The sequence below is a fragment of the Pareuzebyella sediminis genome, from assembly GCF_008367235.1.
GTDB classification, from domain to species: Bacteria; Bacteroidota; Bacteroidia; order Flavobacteriales; family Flavobacteriaceae; genus Pareuzebyella; species Pareuzebyella sediminis.
Map to the genome: position 1 here is coordinate 1,391,042 of NZ_VTZS01000001.1, position 23,879 is coordinate 1,414,920.

Genomic DNA, 23,879 nt, shown 5'->3' on the forward strand with positions numbered 1-23,879 from the left:
AAAGGCATTGCACATTAATTTCTTAATTTCGTGATATAAATTCCACTGAAATAATGAATGATGTTGTCATTGTGTCGGCAGTTCGTACGCCCATCGGTAGTTTCATGGGTGCACTGTCTACAGTACCTGCACCGAAATTGGGTGCCTCAGCCATCCAAGGGGCGCTAAAAAAAATAGACCTCGCCCCTAGCCTCATAGAAGAGGTCATAATGGGCAACGTTGTACAAGCTGGAAATGGGCAGGCGCCAGCGCGACAGGCAGCTATTTTTGCTGGCATTCCAGATTCCGTGCCCTGCACCACCGTAAATAAAGTGTGTGCATCCGGAATGAAAGCCGTAATGCAAGCAGCACAGGCTATAGCACTCGGCGACATTTCTATTGCGGTTGCCGGAGGTATGGAAAACATGAGCTTGATACCGCACTACGTCCATATGAGGCAAGGTCATAAATTTGGACCGGCCACGTTGATCGACGGAATGCAAAAAGATGGTCTTGTTGACGCTTATGATCAGAATGCCATGGGAGTCTGCGCTGATGCCTGTGCGTTGAAGTATGATTTTAGCCGTGAAGCACAAGACAACTATGCCATTCAATCCTACCAAAGATCGGCCCAAGCCTGGGAGACAGGAAAGTTCAAAAACGAGGTTATATCCGTCGAAGTGCCACAACGTAGAGGGGAACCCTTGGTAGTCTCGGAAGATGAAGAGTTCAAAAATGTGAAAATTGATAAGATTCCCACGCTGCGCCCTGCCTTTTCAAAAGAAGGTACCGTGACGGCGGCTAATGCATCTACCATAAATGATGGTGCTGCCGCCTTAGTGCTGATGAGCGCATCGAAAGCCAAGGAACTACAGCTCAAACCTTTAGCGACCATAAAAAGTTATGCAGACGCGGCACAGGAACCTAAGTGGTTTACTACCGCTCCTGCTAAAGCGTTGCCTTTGGCGTTAAACAAGGCGGGGTTGACGCTCAATGAGGTGGACTATTTCGAATTTAACGAAGCTTTCTCCGTAGTCGGCTTGGCTAACATGAAGCTTTTGGGGCTTTCAGACAACAAGGTGAACGTCAACGGGGGTGCCGTGTCGCTAGGGCATCCTTTAGGCTGTTCAGGTGCCCGAATTCTAGTTACGCTTCTCAATGTACTGCAACAAAATAATGGAAAAATTGGTGCGGCGGCAATTTGTAATGGAGGTGGGGGAGCCTCGGCCATCATAGTCGAACGATAATTTATTTACGCCTTCAGCCCTGCCTATGCAATACGGTATTTGCCATCTCAGTTTAGTTCCCGTTCGAATATATGCGGAAGATACTTCCGAAATGATTTCCCAGCTGTTATACGGTGAACATTTTAAGATCTTGGAACGCCGTAAGCTATGGAGCCGGATTCGTGCCGCCTTCGATGCTACAGAAGGGTGGGTAAGCAATTTGCAAATTACTGAAATCGAGGAAGACTCGTATCACCTCATCGAAACTATCGAGCACCAAACATACACCGCTGACCTGGTATCTTTTGTGGAAACCGAAAAAGCAGTACTTCTTCCCGTTTTGATGGGATCTCATGTCGTATCGATCAATGAACTGAAGGGCACACATGAGGGTACCTTTACGAACGAAAAAAAAGAAAAAACACATCTGGTCGAAACCGCATTGCTCTATTTGAACACCCCCTACCTTTGGGGAGGAAAAACCCCTTTTGGGATAGATGCCTCCGGTTTTGCCCAAATGGTATACAAAATTAATGGCTACAAATTGGCACGTTCGGCATCAGGGCAATCCATGCAAGGGGTTTCGTTGAGCTTTATAGAGGAAAGCGAGGCTGGAGACCTCGCATTTTTTGACAATTCGGACGGTGAAATATATCATGTAGGCATTCTCATGGAAAATAACTACATCATCCATGTAGATGGAATTGTTCGAATAGATCGTATCGACCATACTGGAATCTTCAATACCGAACTAGGGAGGTACACTTTTCAACTCAGGGTGATCAAACAGATTGTGTAACGGCTTTGTACTAAAACAAAACCATTGGAAACAAAAAACCTCCTTAAAAATAAGGAGGTTTTTTCTATGGGGTAAGTAAAACTTACTCTCCCAATAATTTTTTGACGCGCATGAAATTCTCATTATCACCCATGGCACCGTAGATATTCTTCAATTGGGTCAGAATACCTTGGTTATCGGGATTGGTCTTCAGCGCATCCTCCAGAACTTTGGCCCCTTCCATGAAGAGGTCATCCTTCTTTTGTTTGAGCTCATCATATCTAGCTATATCGGCCTTCGAATTCCCCAAGCTGTTCATCTCGTCGATAAGCGAGTTGCCTTCATTAACATAAGTCGTAGAAAGGTTCAACTGAGCGTTCGTGTACCCAGGGTTAATCGCCAACGCCTTTTTATAAGATTCCCTAGCTTCTTCCAAGTTACCCTGTTCCATATTAATCACACCAATATTATAATGTAAATCAGGATTGTCGGGGGCGACTGATGCAGCTTCGGCCATTAACTCTTTGAATTTTTCTTTGTCCCCTAATTTATAGTGGAGATTGGCTTCGTTCAATATAAGGTTTACATCGCCAGGATTATTTTCACGAGCGACTTTATAGGCTTCCAGTGCCTTGTCATCTTGGCCTAACTGAGTATAGATAAGTGCCGTATTTTTGACAATCTCGGCTTTCTTTGAAGGAGTAGCCTCATCGACAGGGTCTTTATAGGTGCCGGACTTTACCATAAGGTCTCTTTGTGTTTTGTCCATTTCCTCAACCTCACCGGTATCTACATTAGTGGCCTTGTAGACCATGTCGCTACCGTCATAACCAATATCCTGAAGCTCTTCATAATATTTTAGAGCTTGTTCATAATGACCGCCGTTGACCGCACTACTAGCGGCATAGTACAGGTAAGTCGTATCTTTTGGACTCAACTTGTAGCTCAGGTATAACTTCTCCGCAGCTTTCCCAAACTCCTTATTGCCATTATCCTCGACCGCGGAATTTACAAGATCGGCACTCATCGAACTCATGTTCTGCCGGGCCTCGGCCGAGTATTTGTTCTTGCCGCTTTTTTCCTCGACCTCAATGACCTTTGTAAAGGAAGAAGCTGCCTTTTCAAATGCACTTGCATCTCCTTTTTTTGCCAAATCCGCGTAAGTTTTACCCAGAACCAAATAATATTGGGCCTGTAATTTCTCGTCCTCGCCCGCAATGGCACCGGAAACTGACTCAAGAGCTGTTTTTGCCGCTGCCGAATTTCCATCTTTCAATGCCTTTTCAGCATCTTTTATTTCACTCTTTTGCGAAAATCCTGTTATAGAGAAACAGAGCGTCGCAAATAATATAAACTTAGTTTTCATTTTCAATCGATTAAAATTAGTTTTCAAATATAAATTATTCTTTTGATTCATCCGAACCATCATTATCAAGAGCCGTGCCATCTTCATCTGTATCTACGTCAATATCCATTACATCGGTTTCCGAAAGGTCGTCCTCGTCTTTCATAACCTTGGCCACAGCGGCGATAGAATCATTTTCCCTCAGGTTGATCAACTTGACACCTTGAGTAGCCCGGCCCATGACCCTCAAATCTTCCACACTCATTCTAATGGCGATACCGGATTTATTTATTATCATTAGGTCATCCGAGTCGGAAACGTTCTTGATGGCCACCAAACCTCCGGTTTTCGATGTGATAGAAATGGTCTTAACACCTTTCCCTCCGCGATTCGTAATACGATAATCGTCGATGCTTGAACGCTTACCGTAACCATTCTCGGATACTACAAGAATATCGTCCTCAAAATCATGGACGGATACCATCCCGATTACTTCATCTTGATCGTCTGCCAATGTAATGCCGCGAACACCAGATGCATTCCGGCCCATAGGTCTAGTCTTACTTTCTTCAAAACGTATCGCTTTGCCCGATTTAAGCCCCAGGAATATTTCACTGGTACCAGTGGTCAGCTTGGCTTCTAATAGCTCGTCTCCTTCCCGGATACCTATAGCGTTGATACCATTTTGTCTCGGTCTGGAGTATTGCTCCAAAGAGGTCTTCTTGACCGTACCCTTTTTGGTTGCCATTATGACATAATGACTGTTGACGTATTCCTCGTCCTTTAAATCTTGGGTACAAATAAACGCTTTGACGTTATCATCTTGCTCTATATTAATAAGGTTTTGAATGGCACGCCCTTTAGAAGTTCGGCTTCCTTCCGGAATTTCAAAGACCCGCATCCAGAAACATTTTCCTTTTTGAGTAAAGAACAACATATATTGGTGGTTGGTACCTACAAAGAGGTATTCCAAGAAGTCTTCATTTCGTGTTGATGATGCCTTCTGGCCTACTCCCCCCCTATTCTGTGTCTTATATTCAGAAAGCGGTGTTCTTTTGATATAACCTGCATGGGAAATCGTAATTACCACCTGCTCATCGGGAATCATATCTTCAATACTAAGGTCTCCACCTGCCAGATTGATTTCGGACCTTCGCTCATCGCCATATTTTTCCTTGATCTCAAGAAGCTCGTTCTTGATGATTTCCATACGACGCTCTTTCTTGTCTAAAATATCCTTCAAATCGGCGATGGTCTTGATCAGTTCATCGTATTCCGATCGAAGTTTGTCCTGTTCCAGCCCGGTCAACTGCCTTAAGCGCATTTCTACGATGGCCTTTGCTTGTAGCTCGGTCAATTTGAAACGTTCTATCAATCGCTCCCTTGCCTCATCTGCATTGGAAGAAGCCCTAATTATGGCAATAACCTCATCGATATTGTCAGAAGCTATGATGAGCCCTTCGAGGATATGGGCCCGCTCTTCCGCTTTTTTAAGCTCAAATTTCGTACGCCGTACGACCACCTCGTGACGATGTTCCACAAAATGGTGGATCATGTCTTTTATATTTAACAGCTCCGGGCGACCCTTGACCAAGGCTATATTGTTCACACTGAACGAAGATTGAAGCGCCGTATATTTATAAAGCGTGTTCAATACAATATTAGGTATGGCGTCACGCTTCAAAATATATACGATGCGCATGCCTTTTCTATCGGACTCGTCGCGAATTGTTGAAATGCCTTCGATTTTCTTATCGTTAATAAGATCAGCCGTTTTCTTGATCATATCGGCCTTATTGACCTGATAAGGAATCTCCGTAACCACAATCGACTCACGGCCCTGTACTTCCTCAACGACCGCTTTAGCCCTAATTTTTACGCGACCCCTTCCAGTATGGAAGGCTTCTTTAACCCCGTCATAGCCATAAATGATGCCCCCGGTAGGAAAATCAGGTGCTTTGATATGCTTAATAATCTCATCAATTTCGATGTCTGGGTTGTCGATGTAGGCCACGGTTCCATCGACCACTTCGGAAAGGTTATGTGGGGGCATATTGGTAGCCATACCTACGGCAATACCCGAGGCCCCGTTAACCAATAAGTTAGGAACACGTGTGGGAAGCACCGTAGGCTCTTGCAATGAATCGTCAAAATTGAGCTGGTGATTGACGGTATCCTTATCGATATCCGCCAACATATCGTCGGCAATCTTTCGCATTCTTGCCTCGGTATATCGCATAGCTGCAGGACTATCCCCATCTACGGAACCGAAATTTCCTTGACCATCTACCAACATGTAGCGTAGGCTCCATTCCTGGGCCATACGTACCATTGAATCGTAGACCGAAGTGTCACCATGAGGGTGGTACTTACCCAAAACCTCACCTACGATACGGGCCGATTTCTTGTGGGCACTGGTCGAACGAACACCCAATTCGTACATTCCGTAAAGTACTCTTCGATGTACCGGTTTAAGACCGTCCCTGACATCGGGTAGAGCACGTGACACAATGACCGACATCGAGTAATCGATGTAGGCCGATTTCATTTCTTCTTCGATATTAATCGGAATCAATTTTTCACCTTCCGCCATCTGAAAATTTAGGTTTAAATTTTAATTAAAAAAACATGCCAATATACGTAAAATCATAGCTTCCAAACCAATTACAGATTACTTTATTGAACAATTTATCAACACCGTCACCCCCCCATTGCGTTAATAATTACTTCGTTAAATTTTTTGTGAATCATTTCTTTTTTCGTCATTTCACATTAGTTTATCGAATAATAGGTATGCTATTTGCGTTAGATTAGTATAGTTTTACTAATTTTATAGATGAAAGGATAATTTTATGGATGATAATTTTTCACCTAGAGTAAAGGATGTTATTGCATATAGTAAGGAGGAAGCGTTGCGCCTAGGTCACGATTTTATTGGAACAGAGCATCTTATGTTGGGCCTTTTAAGAGATGGAAATGGTAAGGCAATCAGTATTCTAGATGCCTTGGAGGTGGATCTTGATCATTTACGACGAAAAGTAGAGATTTTAAGCCCTTCCAATCCGAATCCTACTACTGCTCAAAAAGATAAAAAGAACTTACACTTGACACGTCAAGCCGAAAGGGCCTTGAAAACCACTTTTTTAGAGGCTAAATTATTTCAAAGTTCTTCTATCAATACGGCACATTTGTTATTGTGCATTTTAAGAAACGAAAACGACCCTACGACTAAGCTACTTCACAAATTGAAGGTAGACTACGATGGGGTCAAAGAACAGTTCAAGTTCATGATAACGAGCGATGACGATATTGTCGATGCCCCCACTTCGGAATCTTTCCCTAGCGATAATGATGAAGGTGGTGATGGTAAGGAATCGAGTTTTGGTGCGACTACGGGCCAAAAAGGAAACAAAAAATCGAAAACACCGGTGCTCGACAACTTCGGGCGCGATTTGACGCGACTCGCAGAAGAAAACAGGCTCGACCCAGTAGTCGGAAGAGAAAAGGAAATAGAACGTGTTTCCCAGATTTTAAGTCGCCGAAAAAAGAACAACCCTCTTCTCATTGGAGAGCCCGGAGTCGGCAAAAGTGCCATAGCCGAAGGTTTGGCCCTTCGTATTATCAATAAAAAGGTCTCTCGTATTCTTTACAATAAAAGGGTAGTCACCCTAGATCTTGCGTCATTGGTAGCCGGAACAAAATATCGGGGCCAATTCGAAGAGCGTATGAAGGCCGTAATGAACGAGCTAGAAAAGAACGACGATGTCATTCTTTTTATTGATGAAATCCATACTATTGTAGGAGCTGGAGGGGCTACAGGTAGCCTTGATGCCTCGAATATGTTCAAACCGGCTCTAGCTCGTGGAGAAATACAATGTATCGGAGCCACTACCCTCGATGAATATCGCCAGTATATTGAAAAAGATGGAGCCCTTGAACGCCGTTTCCAAAAAGTAATCGTCGAGCCCACTTCAGTAGAAGAGACCATTGAAATTTTAAAAAATATAAAAGGGAAATACGAGGACCATCATAATGTACTTTATACCGAAGAAGCTATATTGGCCTGTGTTAAGTTAACGAACCGATACATGACGGATCGATACCTCCCAGACAAGGCCATTGATGCGCTTGACGAAGCCGGATCACGCGTACACATTGTCAATATGGACGTGCCCAAGCAAATTTTAGAACTTGAAAAGCAGCTTGAAGATGTGCGGGAACTAAAGAATACCGTGGTAAAAAAACAGAAATATGAGGAGGCCGCGAAACTTCGCGATGATGAGAAGCGATTGGAAAAAGATTTAGCAACTGCCCAAGAAAAATGGGAAGAAGACAGCAAACAGCATAAAGAAACAGTCACCGAAGATAATGTGGCCGATGTCGTTTCCATGATGAGCGGTATTCCCGTAAACAGGATTGCGCAGACCGAAAGCAATAAACTCGCAGAACTTCCACATTTAATCAAATCGAATGTTATCGGCCAAGACGAGGCGGTCGCCAAAGTGGCAAAAGCCATTCAGCGAAATAGAGCTGGGCTCAAAGACCCTAACAAACCGATCGGCTCATTTATATTCTTAGGGCAGACCGGTGTCGGAAAAACACAGCTGGCCAAAGTTCTTGCCAAGGAACTATTTGACTCTGAAGATGCCCTGATACGCATCGATATGAGTGAATACATGGAGAAATTCGCTATTTCAAGGTTGGTAGGAGCACCTCCTGGATATGTAGGTTATGAAGAGGGAGGTCAACTTACGGAAAAAGTAAGACGTAAACCTTACTCCGTAATCTTATTGGATGAAGTTGAAAAAGCACATCCTGATGTATTCAATATGTTGTTACAGGTTCTAGACGATGGATATTTAACCGATAGTTTGGGACGAAAGATTGATTTCCGAAATTCGATCATTATCATGACATCCAATATCGGGGCAAGAAAACTGAAAGATTTTGGTCAAGGTATAGGTTTCGGTACATCGGCAATGAAATCGCAGGAAGATAGCCATCAAAAAAGTGTAATCGAAGGTGCGCTTAAAAAAGCGTTCGCTCCTGAGTTTTTGAACAGAATCGATGACGTTGTGGTATTTAATTCACTGGAACGTGAAGACATTCACAAGATTATCGATATCGAACTAGAAAAGCTTTACGCTCGAATTATGGATATAGGTTATCATTTAAGCCTATCCGACAAGGCGAAAGACTACATCGCAGAGAAAGGTTTTGACAAACAATACGGAGCTAGACCGCTGAAAAGGGCCATACAGAAATATATTGAAGATACCCTGGCCGAAGAAATCGTAAATTCAAAACTTGAAGAAGGCGATAGTATCTATATGGACCTAGATGAGAAAAAAGAAGAGCTTACCATAGAAATTAAAAAAGCAGAAAAATCTTCAAAAACCTGATGGTCGGTAAGAAATTTACCTTAAGGGAGTCATTAATTTGAGCTCCCTTTTTTTGTGTAAAAAAATAAAATCGTAAGAAAAAAGAACGTCAAAATTCTACCAAAAGCCGTATAAACGATATTTCCGCTTTTAATCTATTTTTTTTTTCAATACCTGACCAGACATCTACATTCGTTGCAGACACTATAATCTATATAAAATGAATGTGAGGCAACACAAAAAGACCGTTATTGTTCGGGAATATCAGTTGGATGTTGGAAAAATACAGGTTTTTGAAAATTACATGGTTTCGACCTTTGATGAAGGTGCGACCCTTACCCTTGAAAGGGCCTATCAAATAATTGGCATTTCTGAAATCCATTTCCGAAATAAGAATTTCGGCTTAATTAGCCTTCGTAAAAATGCCTTTGCCGTCGACCCAACTATTTACACATATCTTCGTCAATTGGACAACCTAAAAGCCTTTGCTGTGGTATCGGTCAAAGAAATCGACATGCATAATTTCAAGATCGAGAAAATGTTCTATAAGAAATCGATGAAATTCTTCATAGAATATAATAATGCATTGGCCTGGGTAAAACGAAGAATACGATCTAAGACATAATTGGTTCCTAAAAAACATGATTCATTCAAATAGCCCGCTTTTTGGGCTATTTTTATTTCTGACCGTGCTCTTCCGTATCCTGGTCTTTGTTCTCCATGACAAAAAGATCCAGAAAAGCTTCACCTAACCCTTCAATTACATTAGAAGCAGTGAGCGATTGGTACCCTGTCTTTTCTACTTTGATATCGGCCGATCTACCATGTAGATAAACTCCGAAAACCGTTGCTTCAAGTGGTTCGTAACCTTGAGCGATCAAGCCGGTTATAATCCCCGTTAAGACATCACCGGTACCTCCAGAACCCATTCCTGGATTTCCCGTGGTGTTGATATAGCCCTTATCATTATAAAGAGTAATGGTGTGCGCCCCTTTTATCAGTAGAATACAATCGTATTCTTTCGCGAATTGCTTTGCCTTATCGACCTTTTGAAAATCATCTTTCCAACCTCCGATAAGCCTTTCTAGTTCCTTAGGGTGAGGGGTCAAAACTGTTTTAGCAGGAAGCTCCTTTAAGAGTTCCTCGTTTTCGGAAAGTAAGTTCAAACCATCTGCGTCAATCACCAAAGGCAGGGTGTTTTTTTTCAAGAATTCGGAGAAAGCCTTACCCGTTTTCTTATCCTTTCCTATACCCACCCCAATGCCGACCACCGAAGGTCGTATATCAAATTGTATATCTGATATATACCTTTCACCGGCATCTGTCAAAACCATCGCTTCCGGTAAATTGGTCTGAAGGGGAAGATAGCCACATCGGGGAACGTATGCCGTAACCAAGCCACTGCCTGCCAAAAGACAAGCCTTTGAAGCTAAATGTACAGCCCCGATCTTACCGTAACTTCCACCCACGATCAAACTATGGCCAAATGTACCCTTATGTGAAAACTTTTTCCTTGGGATATACATGCCCAGCACCTCGCTTTTTCCAATTAATTCGAAATTTGTCTGGGTTTTTGAAAGGAAGTCTTGGTCAAGACCAATATCCAATAATTCCCATTGATCCGTAAATATTGCGGTCTGAGGCAAGAAAAATACCAACTTAGGTACCTGAAAACTCAAGGTATAATTCGCTTTCAGTACCGCTTCTTCGGAATCGGGCACCTTGTCGGTAAACAATCCGGAGGGCATATCGACAGCGAGTATAAAGGCATCTGAAGCTTCTATATGAGAGAACAATTTGGCTACCCAATCATCCGGTGCACGGTTAAGTCCGATACCGAAGATCGCATCAACAATAATATCATCCTTTCCTAGCACCGGGAATTTACTACCCTCCTCTAAAAATTCTGGCCAGACCTTTCTTTCCTTTAGACGCTCTAAGTTGGTTAGAAAATCTTCAGAGCGATTTTTACTATAGTTAACGACATAGACCATTATATTATAACCATGTTCTTTAAGAAGCCTAGCCAATGCCAATCCGTCACCCCCGTTATTACCGATCCCACAAAACAAATTTATCTTTACCTGTGCACCCTGTAGGCGCGCGTGCATCCAACTGAAGAGTTGTTCGGCGGCCCTTTCCATAAGTTCATCACTCGTTAGTCCTTGACTTTTCATCGTATTTTTGTCGGCTGCATAAATCTGTTCTGCGGTGTATATCTTCATTTTAGCGTGTTTCTATTGATTTTAAATCCAACGTATCTTAAGGATTTAGATGGTGGAGAATGTATTCCACGAATTACTAACAATAAAAAATTTGATTAAGAATGCAAAAGTACTACATTTGGTGCTTTCAAATTTCAATGTACCACTATACCGCGAACATATCCACTGAATTTTTCTTCACGACCAATGGTTCCATCACCACATTTGGCACAACAACCCCTTTGGGGTAAGCAATTCAATAATCGTTCGTTATCGCGTTTTATCGCTTCTAGGAATTCCACAAGTTTCAATAAAAAGTTATGAAAGTTCTAAAATTCGGGGGCACCTCGGTTGCCAACGCCAACACTATTTTTTCGGTCAAAGATATCGTAGCCCAAACGGCTGCCGATAAAATAATCGTAGTGGTATCGGCTTTTGGCGGTATTACAGATCTCTTACTCCAAGGGGCACGTCAAGCGGCACAGCAGGATGAGACCTATAAATCCGTATTACAAGAAATTGAAGACAGACACTTGTCAACGGCTAAGGAACTAATTGCCATTAACGCCCAAAGCAAGGTGCTGAGCAAGGTTAAAAGTGAGCTAAACACCTTAGAGACACTGCTTGACGGAGCTTATCTAATTGGAGAGATTACCCCTAAACTTTCCGATAAAATCGTGAGCTACGGAGAACTTTTATCGTCTTATATTATCAGCGAATACCTCATTCAAGAAAATCTCGATGCCCGCCAAGTAGATAGTAGAACAATCATTAAAACGGACGATATAAATGGACGTGCAACGGTCGATTTTAAGTTGACGAATGATAATTGTGTTCACTTTTTTTCAGAAGTTCCCCAAAGCATTGTAGTGATGCCCGGTTTTATCGCCTCTTCGAAAAACGGAAATTCGACTACGCTAGGCCGTGGAGGTTCAGATTATACGGCCGCCATTATTGCTGCGGCCTTAGATGCAGAAGTTTTGGAGATTTGGACCGATGTGAGTGGCATGTATACTGCAAATCCGAAGCTTGTAAAACAGGCGAAGGCCATTCCGCATATCTCCTTTGAAGAAGCTATGGAGCTGTCTCATTTCGGGGCAAAAGTTCTTTACCCGCCAACGATACAACCTGTATTGGCCAAAGGCATCTCTATCCATATTAAAAACACCTTTCAAGCCGAGGATGCCGGAACACTTATTACGAAAAGTAAAAATGAAAAAGGGAAGACCGTTCGGGGAATTACACACGTAGGCGATATGGCACTACTCTCTTTAGAAGGACCTGGAATGGTCGGTATACCAGGTATTTCAAAGCGGTTTTTTGAAGTATTGTCACAAGCAGGTATTAGTGTGGTCTTTATAACACAAGCCTCTTCCGAACATTCTATTTGTGTAGGTATTTCAGCCAGCGATATCGAATATGCGGTAAAAACGGTCAACTCAGCCTTTGAATATGAAATTGAACGAGGACGTATAAAGCCTGTAATCGCCGAAAAAGAATTAGCCATTATCGCTTTGGTCGGTGACAACATGAAGCACCACCAAGGTCTCAGCGGGAAAATGTTCAGTACCCTTGGCCGAAACAATGTAAACATCCGTGCTATTGCCCAAGGAGCTTCAGAGCGCAATATTTCGGCAGTAATTGACCAAAACGATGTCAAAAAAGCATTGAATTCCCTGCATGAAGAATTTTTTGAGGAAAATGTCAAACAGTTGAACCTATTTGTCATGGGAGTCGGCAATGTGGGTTCAAAATTCTTAGCGCAACTACAGCAACAGCGCTCCTTTTTAAAAGAGAACCTGAAGTTGAACCTCCGTGTCATCGGTATCTCGAATTCAAGAACCATGGTTTTTGATGAAGGTGGTATTTCCTTAAAAAACTGGGAAGAACTTCTGAGCGAGGGACAAAAAGCGGACAAAGCCGAATTTTTTGAGATCGTAAAGCGCCTAAATTATCGTAATTCCATTTTCGTCGACAACACTGCCAGTGCAGAAGTAGCGTCTACCTATGACCGATATTTAGGCCATAGTATCTCTGTAGTCACATGTAATAAGATTGCATGCTCGGCAGATTATGACAACTATCGCAAGCTCAAAGCCCTGGCACGGGAGTTCAATGCCCCTTTTCTCTTTGAGACCAATGTGGGTGCAGGCTTACCGATTATAGACACTTTGAAGCACCTAATAGCCTCTGGGGATAAGGTGCTTAAAATACAAGCAGTTCTATCAGGTAGCCTTAATTTTGTTTTCAACAATTTTAATGATAGCACCACCTTTTACGAAGTTGTAAGACGGGCGCAAGAAGAAGGCTATACCGAGCCTGATCCAAAAATAGACCTGAGCGGTATTGATGTCATGCGTAAAATTCTCATCTTGGCACGTGAAAGTGGAAACCAACTGGAAATTGAAGATATTGAGAATCAAGCTTTTCTTCCTGAAGAAAGCTTGGCTACTGAAACCAATGATGAGTTTTTCATCTCCCTAAAAAAGTATGAAAATGATTTTCAACAAGTATATAGCGAAGCCGTTGAGGCCGATAGCAAATTAAAGTATGTGGCTCAATACGAAAACGGAAAAGCGAGTGTTGGACTGCAAAAGATACCTCGGGGCCATGATTTTTATAACTTGGAAGGAAGCGATAATATCGTGTTGTTCTATACGGAAAGATACCCCGACCAACCCATGATCATAAAAGGTGCCGGTGCGGGTGCAGAGGTTACGGCTTCAGGAATTTTCGCGGACATTATTCGAATCGGCAACTTTTAGAATTCCATCTATTTTTAGGTGCTGATCAAAATTAATCGTAAACCTATCTTGTAATGATGAAAGAAGAAATCAAAGTGTTCTGCCCGGCCACCATCGCCAACATCTCTTGTGGGTTTGACGTCTTGGGCGTTGCCTTGGATTCGGTCGGAGACGAAATGGTTGTTCGAAAGGTTCCTAGCAAAGGAGTTCACATCACAAAATTGACTGGACAGGATCTTCCAACTGAAACGCATCTGAACGTAGCGGGAGTGGCCGCCCTATCGCTATTGGCAGAGTGCGACTATGACGGTGGATTTGAAATTGAGATCTTCAAAAAAATAAAAGCCGGTAGTGGAATTGGCAGCAGTGCCGCCAGTTCTACGGGTGCCGTCTGGGGCATGAACGCCTTAATGGGAAACCCTTTTTCAAAGCTGGAACTTGTAAAGTTTGCGATGGAAGGCGAACGTTTGGCCAGTGGTGTGGCCCATGCCGACAACGTAGCTCCTGCCCTATTTGGTGGTTTTACGCTGGTACGGAGCTACGATCCTTTGGATATTGTTCCCATAAATAGTCCTCCCGAGCTATTTGCCACTGTAATCCACCCCCAAATCGAAGTGAAAACTTCAGATTCAAGAAAAATATTGAAAACTACACTTTCCTTGGCCGATGGCATAAAGCAATGGGGCAACGTGGGCGGTCTGATCGCGGGGCTATATACGGAAGATTATGCGCTTATCGGTCGCTCTTTGGTTGATCATATTGTTGAGCCTATACGTTCGATCTTAATTCCTGGGTTCGACAAAGTAAAATCAAGCGCACTGGAAGCCGGTGCTTTGGGCTGCGGGATTTCCGGTTCCGGTCCCTCAATCTTTTCTTTTAGCAGGGGATCGGAAACTGCCAGAAAGGTAGCCGATGCTATGAAGGACGTGTATCAAAAAATTGGAATTGACTATGATGTTCATGTATCTAAAATCAATACGCTGGGCATTAGAGAGATTTAACGATAATGCGAAGGACCTGTACTGGACGGGCAACGGAACTAGTATGATCCATCACCCCTCATCAACTACTCAATAAAATCGAAACATCACGCATTCATGAAATTTTATAGCCTCAATCAACAAGCTCCAAAGGTCTCCTTTAAAGATGCAGTAATCAAAGGCATCGCACCCGACCGTGGCCTCTATTTCCCAGAGCGCATTACACCGTTACCCAATTCTTTTTTTGAGCATATAGAAAAACTCTCTAACGAAGAAATAGCATTTCAGGCCATACATGATTTTGTTTCAGAAGATATTCCAGACCCTACCTTAAGGAACATTTTACAAGAAGTGCTGGACTTTGATTTTCCCGTGAAGGAGATTGAAGAAAACACTGGGGTCTTAGAACTTTTTCATGGCCCGACCATGGCCTTTAAAGATGTAGGTGCCCGTTTTATGGCCAGATGTCTAGGCTATTTTTCCCGTGGTGAAGATTCCGAGGTAACCGTGTTGGTTGCCACTTCAGGAGATACCGGAGGAGCGGTTGCCAATGGTTTTTTAGGCGTAAAGGGGGTGAATGTAGTCATATTGTACCCCAAAGGAAAGGTTAGCGAAATTCAGGAAAGACAATTAACCACTTTGGGCCAAAACATTACCGCACTCGAAGTGGAAGGCACTTTTGACGACTGCCAGAAAATGGTGAAAACAGCTTTTTTGGATGAGGAGATTTTGAACGAGATGCAGCTAACCTCGGCAAATTCGATCAATGTGGCGCGTTGGCTGCCGCAATTATTCTATTTTCTGTTCGCCTACAAACAGACCAAAGCCAAAACTAGGAAAATAGTCTTTTCAATTCCCTCGGGCAATTTCGGAAACATCTGTGCAGGAATGGTCGCACAAAGTCTGGGAATGCCTTGTGACCATTTCATAGCCGCCACCAACGTCAATGACACCGTACCCGAATTTATGAAGACCCAGGCCTATCGGCCCAAACCATCAACCGCAACCATTTCAAATGCTATGGATGTAGGCGACCCCAGTAATTTTATTCGTATTCGGCATCTTTACCGGGACAATTTCGAGGAGCTTTCAAAAAACCTGTCGTCCTATTCATTTACAGATGTGGAAACTAAGAAAGCTATGCTTGAAATATTCAAACAAACCCATTATGTCACCGACCCACACGGGGCGGTGGGGTATCTAGGTTTAAAAAAGTACCAAGAGAAACATTCAGATGCCTACGGTATTTTTCTGGAGACGGCACATCCCGTAAAATTTCTTCCTGTCGTTGAGGAAACCCTCGGATTAACTCCCGAAATACCTCCTCAGATAGAAAGGGTGATGCATCGAAAAAAAGTCTCCATCCCCATCAGGGACTACCAAGGTTTAAAAGTCTATTTGTTAAAGCGATAAGTTAGTACGTTCTATCCAATAGGAATCAATCCAGTTGAGGAAGCTTAAACTCATCTAGTGGACTTGCTTTTGCCATGGTTGCTTCTATAGCTTCAGTGGTTCTTGGTGCCAAAGCCGATAAGTTTACCGGTCCGTCTTTTGTAATCAGAATATCATCTTCGATACGGACAGCTATGCCCCACCATTTTTCATCACAATCGCTACCTTCAGGAATATAGATACCGGGTTCTACAGTGATTACCGTATTTTCTTGAAAAGGCTTGTACGTACCGCGATCGTGTACATCGAGGCCTAAATAGTGTGATGTACCATGAGGAAAGTATATTTTAGCATCCTCCTCTTTTTCAATAATACCTAACTTCATCAATCCCTCCGTTACGACTTTGCTTGCCGCTTGCCCTGGAGCTTGGAAAGGAGCCCCGACCACACTGGCCTTTATACCCGCTTCTTGGGCGTTATAAACAATATCATATATCTGTTTCTGTTCGGCCGTAAACTTACCACTGGCGGGAATCGTACGTGTTACATCCGCAGTATATCCATGATATTCGGCACCTAAGTCCATTAATACCAGATCATCATTACCAACCTCTGGCTTATTATTTTCAATATAGTGAAGTATACATCCATTATTGCCCCCTCCAACGATAGACGGATACCCTTCATATTCGGCCCCATATTTCTTGTATACGAATTCGTGAACCCCTTGTATCTCGGTTTCCGACATATGCGGGTGCATGGCTTTCATAACCTCTATTTGGCCAACCGAGGAGATTTCTATGGCTTTTTTCAACAAGACCATTTCTTCTTGGGTCTTGGTTTCACGCAGGGTGTTCATAATTTCGCTTAGCGCAGCCGAATTTAAATTGTTCCCTTGTAACTCCATCGTTACTTTTTGCTTGATTTCGTCTCGAACTTTATCATCGTCTGCATTTACAAAACCGGTCAATAACGCATCTTCCTTCAAATCTTCATAATAATTCAAATAACGTCCCAGGGTTTGGGCCACATTCGCACTATTTTGAATATCGGTAGATTTTACCATGGAATACAAACGCTGCTTGGTAGCATCATAGTTTGAAGGGTAATTCGCTTTTTCCTTGAAAGTTTTGATCAGATCGAACAGATCGGCTTTACCCTGTGCATCGCGATAATCATTTTTAAAATCGAAAAAAAGTACGGTATCAAAAGACGAATAGTCTATAGGGGCGTCTTGAAACTCCTTACCGTTGAGGGCCATTTCAAAACCCAATTTGTTCTTGGCTCCTTCTACACCGAGGCGTTTCCCATTCCATTGCTCGGCTTTTGGATCACGTTCCTGTACATATAAAATTTCGTTGTAAGTATTCCCTTTCGAACCCTTTTGATTCTCTGAAAAAATAACTAGAACGGCATTCGGTTCTTTATACCCTGTCAAATAATAAAAATCAGGATCTTGGTGATATATATAATCAACATCATTGGCTCGGTTTCGTTGTGCATTGGCAAAAAATACCGCGACACTGTTCGCTGGCATCATATCACGTACAGCGTCCCTTCTTTCTTTATGAAAATCGGCAGGTAAGAAATCGGTTGGCTCTTCTTGACCGAATAATGCTATATTGAACAATCCCAAAATATTAATAAGTAAAAAAATTATCTTCTTCATATTTAAGTCTCAAGATTTTACTGCTTCAAAAAGAAACAAAAAAGATGTGCCCTAATGGCACATGAAACACAAAGATTATACAAAACATAACAATTGGCAATTATTCTATACCTAAATAATTCAATAGCTTTGCACAATCAAAAGTCAAAAGTACAATGAAAAATACAGCTTTAAGCCAAACCCACGAAAGTCTAGGTGCAAAAATGGTGTCTTTTGCCGGTTTTAATATGCCCGTTTCTTACGAAGGAGTAAATATTGAACATGATACCGTGCGCAAAGGGGTGGGTGTTTTCGACGTATCCCACATGGGTGAATTTTTGATTGAAGGTCCACATGCCTTGGCTTTGATTCAAAAGGTAACCTCTAACGACGCTTCGGTCTTGAGTGTCGGAAGGGCCCAGTACAGTTGCCTTCCAAACGAAACCGGTGGAATTGTTGATGACCTGATCGTGTACCGGATCAAAGATGAAACCTATCTTCTGGTGGTCAACGCCTCCAATATTGATAAAGACTGGAACCATATAGCCAAATACAATGAAAAAATAGGGGCAGTGATGCGTAATTTGTCGGATGACTATTCATTACTGGCTATTCAAGGCCCGAAAGCTATCGAAGCGATGCAGCCCTTGACTTCGGTCGACTTAACTGGAATCAAATTCTATAATTTTGTCGTCGCGGATTTTGCCGGAATTGATTACGTGATCATTTCAGCAACGGGGTATACCGGTTCTGGAGGCTTCGAGATTTACTGTAAAAACAGTGAGGTACAACAGGTATGGGATCGGGTTTTTGAAGCAGGAAAAGCTTTTGACATCAAACCCATTGGTCTTGCCGCAAGGGATACGCTTCGCCTCGAAATGGGCTATTGTCTCTACGGAAACGACATTGACGATAGCACCTCACCTTTAGAGGCAGGCCTGGGGTGGATTACGAAATTCTCAAAAGACTTCGTAAACAGCGAGGCGCTTGCCCGTGAAAAAGAAAAAGGCGTATCGCGCAAACTCATCGCTTTTGAATTGAACGAAAGAGGTATCCCACGAAAGGGGTACGATATCGTAGACGATCAAGGAAACGAAATCGGGAAGGTGACTTCGGGCACTATGTCACCCTCGTTAGGTACGGGAATCGGCCTTGGTTATGTACCGACCGAGTTTTCTAATATAGAAACAGTCATTCATGTACGGATCCGTAAAAACTTGATTCCCGCGACCGTAGTAAAACTCCCGTTCTACAAAGGCCTATGATCGCATACCAAACTATCCTAAATGATATTTTTTCTGATATCAAAAACACCGAAGACCGAGGCAAAGTAGCTTCTTATATTCCCGAGCTTGGAAAAATCGACAAGGACAAGTTTGGAATGCATCTTATCGATACCAACGGAAGGGGCTATTTCAAGGGAGATTCGGAAGAACTGTTTTCAATTCAAAGTATTTCGAAAGTGCTTTCGCTAGCCATGGCCCTAGGTCTTGTAGGTGAGAATCTATGGCAGAGGGTCGATGTGGAACCCTCAGGAGATCCTTTTAACCACCTATCTTTATTAGAGCAGGAAAATGGAATACCAAGAAACCCTTTGATCAATGCGGGAGCCATCGTAGTTGCCGACATTTTGGTAACCCACCTGAAGAATCCGAAAGAAGATTTCAAAAAGTTCATATGCAAAGTCGCTGGCGACCCTCATATCGACTTCGACCCAAAAGTAGCGAAATCTGAGAAGGAAACTGGCTTTAAAAACTTTGCCGCAGCAAATTTGCTTAAATCCTATGGCAATCTAAAAAATGACGTATCGGAAGTTCTAGACTTTTATTTTCATCAGTGTGCTATAGCCATGAGCTGTACGCAATTGGCAAAAACTTTTTTCCTGTTTAGTAATAGAGGCCAATGCATGCAAGGCCAAACGTATCTGAATATCAACCAAGTAAAACGGATTAACGCGATCATGCTTACCTGTGGCTTTTATGATGAAGCAGGTGAATTTGCCTTTAGGGTAGGCCTTCCTGGAAAAAGTGGGGTCGGTGGTGGAATTGTTGCCCTACTGCCCGACCAATTTTGTGTAGCAACTTGGTCACCAGGCCTAAACATGAAGGGAAATTCAAAACTCGGGATGCGAGCACTTGAGAAATTGACCTCAGATTCAGGTCTATCAATATTCTGATTTGGAACAAAAGAAAATTTTAATTCTAGGGGCGAGTGGTTTTTTGGGCAATGCGATTTACAAAGAGCTATGCAACTACTATGATACCTATGGCACCTATTTTTCCGCAAGACGATCTTTTGAAGCCAATCAACAGTTTTTATCGTACAATATAGAAGAAGACGATGTGTTTGAAATCTTGGAGAAAGTTCGGCCCCAAATCATAGTGTCTGCATTGCGTGGTAATTTCGCAGCCCAGATTCAAGCACATCAGCACATTACCGAATATCTTCAAAGAAATGAGTGCACCCTTTATTTTCTTTCTTCGGCTAACGTATTTGACGCCTACACGAAGTACCCCTCCTATGAATATGATAAAACCCTTTCAGAAAGTGTCTACGGCCGATTGAAAATTAAAATAGAAAATATGCTCCTCCGATTACCTGTGGAAAAAATGGGAATTTTACGTCTTCCTATGGTTTTTGGCAATAGTTCACCACGAATAAAAGAGATTAAAAGATGTATATGGGACAACGAACCCGTGGAAGTTTTCCCCAACCTGATTCTGAACGTCACGCATGATGATAAATTGACACAGCAGATCCATTATCTTATAAACCGTAACAAAAAGGGTATTTACCATTTAGGAAGTTATGACCTTGTGCATCACGAAGACTTCATCAAAGAAGTGGTCAATCGTATCGGAAATTTCAATCCGATATATAAACGCGTCTTTACCACCAATGAAGAGCGCTATCTAGCCGTGCTTCCGAAAGACAATAAACTACCGAAAAATTTACAGGTGGCCTATCAAGAAATAGTCGACCATCACATAAGATAGTTATATAATTAAAATTAAACGGCTTACCATTCATAAAAAAAATTAAATCGGCTATCTTATGGTAATAGAATTCAAGGTCAATTGCTAAGGTTTTGGCCGTAACTTTTTCGAACTAATGATTCGAACCTAAATAGATATATCATGGAAAAAATGACTGAAAAAGAAATTGAAAAAAAACTCAACGAACTTGATGGATGGGACTATGTAAATGGAGCCATCGAAACTTCATTCGAATTCAAAAATTTCAAGGAAGCATTCTCTGTAATGACGCGTATCGCCTTTGAATGTGAGGCACAGGGGCACCACCCTGATTGGAACAATGTATACAATACATTACATATTAGACTAAATACCCACGATGCTGATGGAGTGACAGAGAAAGATTTTAAACTGGCCGAAAGCATCGAAGATATCATCGAAAGTGCATAAACGGAAAATGGATCAATTGAGAGGCTATTTTCTTTTGCCCCACTTCTATTTCAATACTTTTATCATCTACAAAATTTGCTAAATTTGCGTAGAGTCCAATTAATTTTAGCTTAATTATGGGAAGAGCTTTTGAGTTTAGAAAAGCACGTAAATTGAAACGGTGGTCGGCCATGTCTAAGGCATTTACCCGCATTGGTAAAGACATTGTCATGGCGGTGAAGGAAGGGGGGCCAGATCCTGATTCGAATTCCAAGCTCAGGGCGGTCATTCAAAACGCAAAGGCCGTCAACATGCCTAAAGATAATATTGAGAGAGCCATCAAAAGGGCTTCCGATAAGAGTTTGGGCGATTACAAAGAGGTACTTTTCGAAGGGTATGCGCCCCACGGCATTGCTGTACTTATTGAGACCGCCACGGATAATAACACGCGCACGGTAGCCAACGTACGAAGTTATTTTAACAAATGTGACGGTAGCCTTGGTACTTCAGGGTCGGTTGAATTCATGTTCGATCATACCTGCAATTTTAGAATTCCGACCGAGGGAATCGACCCTGAGGAATTAGAACTCGAAATGATCGATTACGGAGCGGAAGAAGTATTTGTCGATGATGACGGTATACTTATATATGCACCCTTCGAATCTTTCGGAGCCATTCAAAAAGAACTTGAAAATAGGGAAATCGAAATATTATCTTCTGGCTTTGAACGTATACCCCAGGTAACAAAAAAACTTTCGGAAGAAGAGGCCGCGGAAGTCGAGAAACTACTGGAAAAACTTGAAGAGGATGATGACGTTCAAAACGTCTATCACACCATGGAAGAATAGTGGAAAAAAGAGAGTGGCATATGAGTTTACCCTAATATTTCACTTACTTATCGGTATCACTAACAGAACGGAAGTACCGCCGAGTTTCGAGCTCAGGTCTTTCTTCTTTGTAAACTAATGTAGGTTTTTTCATCCTGAGTATTCTATCACATTTGCTAGATGTAACGTCGGGTCTGTAGTTATTGTACTTAGAAAGATCATCATCACCGTTAAACCAAGCCAAATAGATAGCCGGTAAGTTTAATCCTGCTTCATGGGTAAAGGGGTACCCACCACCGAATCTTGGATTCATCTCTAACACATATATTTTTTCTCCCATTATGAAATAGTCACAGTCCATGATTCCTACATGGCCCATTGCCTTAGATACCCGTTGAGATACCTTATCTATTCTCTCATCGATAACGGATATCGCTTTTTCCGTTTCTCCCGAACGCATGGCTATTTTTTTTCTGGCGAAAGCCCCAAAGTAATTGCCCTCAAAATCATTAATGACATCAACACCATATTCTTCACCCGAAATTTTCTCCTGTAAAATAATAAATTCCTCGTTCGGTGTATGGGCCAAGTCCTTTAAAATACTTTTATTGATTTTCAGTTTTAACAATTCATACAACAAATAGAGCTCTTTTTCATTAGTGGCTTCTTCTATACCTATAGAGCCACTACCCCATCTAGGTTTCAAAATAATCGGATAGGCCACCTCATTTGCGGCTAAGGCCTTCAATAAGGCATCAAGCTTTAAATACGTCTTGGGTGTCGAAATACCCTGGGAACTCAAAAATTTATAGGTCAACCATTTATCACCACATCTGTCAACGACTTCCGCATTTGATATGATAACCCTTGCTCCTAGAGCGTTTAACTCCTCTCGGTGTTTCGATATGATATATAACTCGAGATCATTCAAGGGAATCACAAGATCTACCTTATGTTGTTCGATAATTTTTTTAACTACACTAATATAGCCCTCAGCTCTTAATGGAGGCACCTGAATGGCAATATCGGCATCGGCAAAAGTGGATGCCGCATAATGGCTGTCAATCGCTATCACTTTGCCGGAATGTCCGATTACCTCCTTAAAATAATTTATGAGGTAATTTCTTCGACCGGCACAAGTAAATAAAACCGTCATTTTTATTATTTTAGTGGTTGGTGTTTCAAAAAAAGTCCGGCTGAACTAACAACCATGATAGTGCATTTTTATTCTTTTCATCGGCCGACACGATAAAAAAAGGTACGGCCTACAATACCCAAAATACATATTTTGAACAAATTAGGGGGCATTCCTAGATAATGGGTCAATTTTTTCCGCTGAATTCTACAAATCCTCGATGTTCATCCAAACTATCGGGACCCTCCGAAAACTCTGTTGACTTTGTATCGAAAACTTTTAACATTGTCGACAGTAAAATTTTACAATCCTCTAAAAAGCTTATATTCTCAACATATACTATGTCTAACTCCAACCTTTTGTCCCAATCGATACCATTTCTTCCTGAAATTTGCGCCAAACCTGTAATACCAGGTCTGACACTGTGTCGTTTTCTTTCATTGGTCGTATAGTAAGGCAAATACCTTACTCGTAAAGGTCTGGGGCCAACAAAACTCATATCTCCCTTAAGTACATTGAATAACTGGGGCAGTTCATCTAAAGATGTCTTCCTCAAAAAACGTCCAATACTGGTCATTCTATCATCATCAGGAAGCAAATGCCCCTGAGCATCGGTCTCATCGGTCATGGTTTTGAATTTCACAATCTTAAATATTTGCTCGTTCTTACCTGGTCGTTCTTGGAAGAACAATGGGTTACTTGCATTACCAAACCTTAAAAATAAATAGATAATGATGAAAATTGGTAGGGTTATCAAACTAATCAACAAGGCTATCAAAAAATCAAAAAATGGTTTTATAAAATTCTGATACATAGGCTTTTTCTTTTAGTACTTT

The 23,879-nt window shown here is 42.0% G+C and carries 18 protein-coding genes; 12 read left to right on the forward strand and 6 right to left on the reverse strand.

Going from position 1 to position 23,879, the window contains the following annotated elements; genetic code table 11:
• Nucleotides 1–53 precede the first annotated feature (53 nt).
• Both F2B13_RS05880 and F2B13_RS05885 read left to right on the forward strand, forming a co-directional pair.
• A complete protein-coding gene (locus F2B13_RS05880) occupies nucleotides 54–1,226 on the forward strand; it encodes an acetyl-CoA C-acyltransferase (RefSeq protein ID WP_149303576.1) in 1,173 nt (390 codons plus the stop codon).
• Between the two features lie 25 nt (nucleotides 1,227–1,251).
• Nucleotides 1,252–2,004 (forward strand): C40 family peptidase, encoded by a 753-nt coding sequence (locus F2B13_RS05885; protein ID WP_149303578.1) that lies wholly within the window; start codon nucleotides 1,252–1,254, stop codon nucleotides 2,002–2,004.
• An 82-nt stretch (nucleotides 2,005–2,086) separates the two neighbouring features.
• Here the strand turns inward: F2B13_RS05885 and F2B13_RS05890 are convergent, their stop codons facing one another.
• Both F2B13_RS05890 and gyrA read right to left on the reverse strand, forming a co-directional pair.
• Nucleotides 2,087–3,349, reverse strand: a complete 1,263-nt coding sequence (locus F2B13_RS05890) for a tetratricopeptide repeat protein (RefSeq protein ID WP_149303580.1) — start codon at nucleotides 3,347–3,349, stop codon at nucleotides 2,087–2,089.
• A 34-nt stretch (nucleotides 3,350–3,383) separates the two neighbouring features.
• Nucleotides 3,384–5,921: a DNA gyrase subunit A gene (gyrA, locus tag F2B13_RS05895; RefSeq protein WP_149276346.1), complete on the reverse strand. Its 2,538-nt coding sequence runs from the start codon at nucleotides 5,919–5,921 to the stop codon at nucleotides 3,384–3,386.
• Nucleotides 5,922–6,180: 259 nt separating this feature from the next.
• On the opposite strand from gyrA, the gene F2B13_RS05900 reads away from it, so the two are divergent.
• Nucleotides 6,181–8,730 carry an ATP-dependent Clp protease ATP-binding subunit gene (locus F2B13_RS05900; RefSeq protein WP_149276347.1) on the forward strand — a complete coding sequence of 850 codons (2,550 nt, stop codon included), beginning with the start codon at nucleotides 6,181–6,183 and terminating at the stop codon, nucleotides 8,728–8,730.
• A 199-nt stretch (nucleotides 8,731–8,929) separates the two neighbouring features.
• The gene (locus F2B13_RS05905; RefSeq protein ID WP_149276348.1) at nucleotides 8,930–9,334 is read left to right on the forward strand and encodes an STAS/SEC14 domain-containing protein; all 405 of its coding nucleotides are present in this window, start codon (nucleotides 8,930–8,932) and stop codon (nucleotides 9,332–9,334) included.
• 52 nt (nucleotides 9,335–9,386) lie between these two features.
• On the opposite strand, the gene F2B13_RS05910 is transcribed toward F2B13_RS05905, so the two are convergent.
• Nucleotides 9,387–10,934 (reverse strand): NAD(P)H-hydrate dehydratase, encoded by a 1,548-nt coding sequence (locus F2B13_RS05910; RefSeq protein ID WP_149276349.1) that lies wholly within the window; start codon nucleotides 10,932–10,934, stop codon nucleotides 9,387–9,389.
• Between the two features lie 299 nt (nucleotides 10,935–11,233).
• On the opposite strand from F2B13_RS05910, the gene thrA reads away from it, so the two are divergent.
• The 3 genes from thrA to thrC all read left to right on the forward strand — a co-directional run bounded on the left by thrA (nucleotide 11,234) and on the right by thrC (nucleotide 16,050).
• The gene (thrA, locus tag F2B13_RS05915; protein WP_149276350.1) at nucleotides 11,234–13,678 is read left to right on the forward strand and encodes a bifunctional aspartate kinase/homoserine dehydrogenase I; all 2,445 of its coding nucleotides are present in this window, start codon (nucleotides 11,234–11,236) and stop codon (nucleotides 13,676–13,678) included.
• Nucleotides 13,679–13,731: 53 nt separating this feature from the next.
• Nucleotides 13,732–14,658, forward strand: a complete 927-nt coding sequence (locus F2B13_RS05920; RefSeq protein WP_149276351.1) for a homoserine kinase — start codon at nucleotides 13,732–13,734, stop codon at nucleotides 14,656–14,658.
• Between the two features lie 96 nt (nucleotides 14,659–14,754).
• Nucleotides 14,755–16,050 carry a threonine synthase gene (gene thrC / locus F2B13_RS05925; RefSeq protein WP_149276352.1) on the forward strand — a complete coding sequence of 432 codons (1,296 nt, stop codon included), beginning with the start codon at nucleotides 14,755–14,757 and terminating at the stop codon, nucleotides 16,048–16,050.
• 25 nt (nucleotides 16,051–16,075) lie between these two features.
• On the opposite strand, the gene F2B13_RS05930 is transcribed toward thrC, so the two are convergent.
• Complete coding sequence (locus F2B13_RS05930) at nucleotides 16,076–17,698, reverse strand: aminopeptidase P family protein (RefSeq protein ID WP_149303582.1); 1,623 nt, start codon at nucleotides 17,696–17,698, stop codon at nucleotides 16,076–16,078.
• Between the two features lie 155 nt (nucleotides 17,699–17,853).
• On the opposite strand from F2B13_RS05930, the gene gcvT reads away from it, so the two are divergent.
• The 5 genes from gcvT (at nucleotide 17,854) to F2B13_RS05955 (ending at nucleotide 21,929) form a co-directional block, all read left to right on the forward strand.
• Complete coding sequence (gcvT, locus tag F2B13_RS05935; protein WP_149276354.1) at nucleotides 17,854–18,942, forward strand: glycine cleavage system aminomethyltransferase GcvT; 1,089 nt, start codon at nucleotides 17,854–17,856, stop codon at nucleotides 18,940–18,942.
• Nucleotides 18,939–19,853, forward strand: a complete 915-nt coding sequence (locus F2B13_RS05940; protein ID WP_149276355.1) for a glutaminase — start codon at nucleotides 18,939–18,941, stop codon at nucleotides 19,851–19,853. Before gcvT ends, F2B13_RS05940 begins: the two co-directional genes overlap by 4 nt.
• 1 nt (nucleotide 19,854) lies before the next feature.
• Nucleotides 19,855–20,673, forward strand: coding sequence for a sugar nucleotide-binding protein (locus tag F2B13_RS05945; protein WP_149276356.1), 819 nt, complete (start codon nucleotides 19,855–19,857; stop codon nucleotides 20,671–20,673).
• Nucleotides 20,674–20,814: 141 nt separating this feature from the next.
• The gene (locus F2B13_RS05950) at nucleotides 20,815–21,102 is read left to right on the forward strand and encodes a 4a-hydroxytetrahydrobiopterin dehydratase (protein ID WP_149276357.1); all 288 of its coding nucleotides are present in this window, start codon (nucleotides 20,815–20,817) and stop codon (nucleotides 21,100–21,102) included.
• Nucleotides 21,103–21,218: 116 nt separating this feature from the next.
• Nucleotides 21,219–21,929, forward strand: coding sequence for a YebC/PmpR family DNA-binding transcriptional regulator (locus F2B13_RS05955; protein WP_149276358.1), 711 nt, complete (start codon nucleotides 21,219–21,221; stop codon nucleotides 21,927–21,929).
• Nucleotides 21,930–21,972: 43 nt separating this feature from the next.
• Here F2B13_RS05955 and F2B13_RS05960 read toward each other — a convergent pair whose 3' ends face one another.
• Together F2B13_RS05960 and F2B13_RS05965 are read right to left on the reverse strand one after the other, a co-directional pair.
• Nucleotides 21,973–23,064 carry an ATP-grasp domain-containing protein gene (locus tag F2B13_RS05960; protein ID WP_232623020.1) on the reverse strand — a complete coding sequence of 364 codons (1,092 nt, stop codon included), beginning with the start codon at nucleotides 23,062–23,064 and terminating at the stop codon, nucleotides 21,973–21,975.
• A 166-nt stretch (nucleotides 23,065–23,230) separates the two neighbouring features.
• A complete protein-coding gene (locus tag F2B13_RS05965) occupies nucleotides 23,231–23,857 on the reverse strand; it encodes a sugar transferase (protein WP_149276360.1) in 627 nt (208 codons plus the stop codon).
• Nucleotides 23,858–23,879: the final 22 nt, after the last annotated feature.